At 27.2% G+C, this 3898-nt stretch carries 4 protein-coding genes; 2 read left to right on the forward strand and 2 right to left on the reverse strand.

The annotated features are described in order from the left end of the window. Window positions 1-985: NACHT domain-containing protein (locus AC1DSK_RS17170; protein WP_477598439.1), on the reverse strand; the 985-nt coding region annotated here is incomplete at its 3' end. A gap of 14 nt (window positions 986-999) precedes the next feature. Next, window positions 1000-1788 carry a hypothetical protein gene (locus AC1DSK_RS17175; RefSeq protein ID WP_477546453.1) on the reverse strand — a complete coding sequence of 263 codons (789 nt, stop codon included), beginning with the start codon at window positions 1786-1788 and terminating at the stop codon, window positions 1000-1002. 443 nt (window positions 1789-2231) lie between these two features. Between AC1DSK_RS17175 and AC1DSK_RS17180 the strand changes: the two genes are divergently transcribed. Then, a complete protein-coding gene (locus AC1DSK_RS17180) occupies window positions 2232-3377 on the forward strand; it encodes a GmrSD restriction endonuclease domain-containing protein (protein WP_477598441.1) in 1146 nt (381 codons plus the stop codon). Then, on the forward strand, window positions 3370-3898 hold a 529-nt coding region (locus tag AC1DSK_RS17185; RefSeq protein WP_477598443.1), incomplete at its 3' end, for a hypothetical protein. The genes AC1DSK_RS17180 and AC1DSK_RS17185, both read left to right, overlap by 8 nt.

Here is a 3898-nt window from a genome sequence, read left to right on the forward strand (position 1 = left end):
GTTCAATATATTGCCAATTAGCAAGTGCAGAGAAAGTTGCGATTTTATTAGATATTTTCAACATTAAATCCAATTTCTTTTCTTTCATATCTCTGACTTCTACTAACGTATTTGTACAACTTTCATATAAATCTAGTTTCGATGTGGGGAGCTCTAATTCGTTTCTATAAAGCACTAATATTAAAGTCAATAATAAAGGAGTCTTTTTTAATTCTTCTTCGATACTATCTAATTCCGTTAAGCAATTATGAATTTCTTTAATTCTTCTTTTTTCATCATCTTCTTCAATAGAGTACCAGTTTTCCACATATTCTTTCATTTGATCTGGGTTAAAATCAAGAACATGAACAACTTTAAATTCGCCATTAAAATGTACTTCTTCATAAGCTTCATATCTACTTGTTACAATACTTAATAGTTTAGGATATAATCTAATAAAATTTTCTATATCATGACGAATTTGAGTCCTCTCTTGTATATCTAGAACTTCATCTAGTCCATCAAAAAAAATTAAAGTAGAATATTTTTTCAAAATTTCTTCCATAGCCTTTTTACTAACATAGCTAATTTGAAATTCTTCTTCTAAAATTTTGGTGATATATTCTACTAAACCACTTGAATGTTGCATTTTATATTTATTATATTTATGTAATTCTATTCTAAATGGTATTTTTGAATAAATCTCTTTATTATTAAAAAAACCATCTCTATCGAATAACTTACACATAGCATACTTGACTAAAGAAGATTTTCCCGCTCCTGGTTTCCCTAAAATAACTAAATTTCTCTTGTCTTTAAAAAAATCTTTAAAATTAAACTTCCTGTCAATATCAACTAATTTTGATAAATTTGATAAACTCGCAAAATACTGCACGTTGTTTTCAATGTATTCTTTCAAAAATTTTAGATTTAATTGCGTTTTCTCAGCCCCTTCTTCTATAGGACTTTCATTAACTCTTTTAAAATTAACTTGAGAATTTTGCACCTCAAAAGTAGGCTCTACAAATAATGAATATAATTGAACTTCTCTAGGTTTTCTTGGTAAGGCAAGTCCGAAGAAATTAATACGAGAAAAATTATTCTTAACATTTTCACCGCTTTAATAAATTCATTTTTATCTAACTCAGTATCACTAATTAATTTTTCGAAAATACTTTGATCAATTACCTTTTCAACCTGAAAAAAAGCATGTAATACATTTTTTTGTGTATATAAATATGTGTTTAAATCTTTTGGTAATACACCTTCTATTTTTAAAGATAATATTATGTCTATTATTTCATTAATTATTGAATCATTTAGTTCCGTTTTCAGTATTTTTTTAGAGTAGTGTTTTATCTGTTTTTCAAGTTCATCTTTTGAATAAACCGCTTTATTACTTATAAACTCTTGTACATTATTAGAAATTCCTTTTGAAACTGCAAGAATATACTTGAAATTATTAATATCTGGTATTATTGTTTTGTCATCGATATAATTTAATATAAATTTTGTTAATTCTTCTAAAAATATACCCTTACTAATATTTTGGCCATATTTCTTACATTGTATAACAGCTATAGTTTTAGAATTTTTCGAGAGAATAATATCTCTACCCTTTTCGCCGACTCCGCTCATTAAAACCGCATTATCAAATTCAATATTAAAAAATTCGTTTTTTCCAATAAATCCACTTACTAATGAATGCAATAACTCCTCAAATTTTCTATCACTCAAATCATTAAAGGGAAAATTCTCTTGTAAACTATATTTTTTTGGTTTTTGAACTGTATCTAGGTAATTTTGCAAGTCAGTTCTACTCCTTATTTTATATGAGATTTGTACTACGCTACTATATATATTGTATCTTTATTTTCCAAAAATGTATCATAAAATTTTGAAGTGGAGGATATTGATTCCTCACAGACCAGCCCCAATACACAGCTTTTTTATTAGATTAAAAAGTAATCAAGACTACTTAATAATTATAATAAAACGGATGTATAGATAGGCAATATTAGTTAACAATGGTTTTACCACAATAGTTAACCATCTGTATTCATAGGAGGGTTCATAGTATAAATTCACCAAAAAAATATTGGAAAAGTACATGTCAAGTTATACCCCTACAGACTAGAAATATCTTAAATGAATATTTATATAAAAACATTAATTAGTTATAAGAAATAATTGGAATTAATGTTAAAGTAGATATAAGAATGTATAAAGTTTTTATTAAAAGGAGTGATTATATGGAAGATTTATATGAATTGGGAAATCCAGAAGTGGAAAATGAAAACGAGAAAATAGAATATATTGAGGAAATTAAAGTAGTAACTAGAGGTGTTGATTTTTCAGTAAGAGAATTAAAAACTTTGAGTGAAGAGAAAGAACTTGTAGTTCCTGATTTTCAAAGAGAACTTGTCTGGGATACAAGAAGAAAGTCAAGATTTATAGAATCTATTTTATTAGGTTATCCTATTCCAGGAATGTTTTTTACAGATTTAGATAAAGGGAAAATGTTAATAATTGATGGGCAACAAAGAATAAATACCCTTGTTGAATTTCTCAACAATGAATTGAAAATTCTAAGACGAGATGACATTAATCCGAAATGGAGAGGTAAGTTTTTCAGGGACTTAGATGAAGATTCTCAGAGACGGTTAAGAAGTACAAACATACGGGCTTCTGTTTTTCAAATTTTATCTGATGAACAAGACAAAAATATAGCGTTATATAGCTTATTTGAAAGAATAAACACTGGTAGTATTCAATTAAACAGTCAAGAAATTCGAAGAGCCATCTATTTTGGAGAATTCACAAAAAAATTAAATGAATTTGTCACTAATCCAATTTGGATAGCGGCTTATAAAATGGTTTTGACTAATCAAACCGAAGGGTTTGAAAAGGACAAAAGATTAAGTGATCAAGAGATTATTGCTAGATATTTTACTATTAAATCGTTGGAGGATAATAAACATTTAAATAGTGACATCTCATACAAAAAGGAAATCAATATGTTTATGTCAAATGCTCAAAGAATGGATGAACAATTTGCTGCAAGAATTTTTAATGAACTAGAGATAAAATTAATTTGGTTACAAGAGCAAATTAAATTGTCAGTAGGGCACCTTTTCAGAAGACCTACGGAAAAAATAAGTGATTTAGAAGATTTTGAGAATTCTTTAAAAGGTAAAAAGTTTAACATTCCTCTATTTGAAAGTTTACTTTTAACATTAGATAAAATAAACATGGAGTCACAAAAGTTTGATGTAATAAAGTATATTAAATTGTTTGAAGATGAAAGGTTTGTGGAAGCAATTTCTTCTCAAACAAATAGATATGAAAATATCCAATACAGATTGAAAGCAGTGGAAGGAGTTTTCAGTCGTGAGTAAGGTAGTTGAGATCTTAGACATAATTGATAATGGTAGAGAAACTATTGAGGTTGCAGAATCAGATGATATCACTAAAGAAATTGAATTATTAAAAAATGAAATTTCTTTCTTAGGTGGTTTAGTAGAAGATGTTACATATGATTCCTTTCTAAAAGTTATTGAATACTATGAAGGTTTACTACGGATGACCCCTGCAGAGAGAGATTCCGAAGTTTATGGACTTACAAGTACATATGCATTATTACTATTGAATTCTACCTATGATGTCGCTATTAAAGAGATTTTCAGAAAAACTTTCGAATCTGCTTTATCTTTACAAAATAATATCCAAAAGTATTTAGGAGATATAATTGACAGAAAAATTCTAAATAGATATATGACAAATATTAAACACAAACATGTAAGAGAAACATTCGCATTGGAAATTGATGTTAGAGATGCTGAACTTCAAACTAGTATTAATATTATAAATGAATTAATTTCTACAAGGAATAAGATTGCCCATGGACTTGAAACTAGCT

It is taken from the genome of Paenisporosarcina sp. P4_B8, from assembly GCF_056402175.1.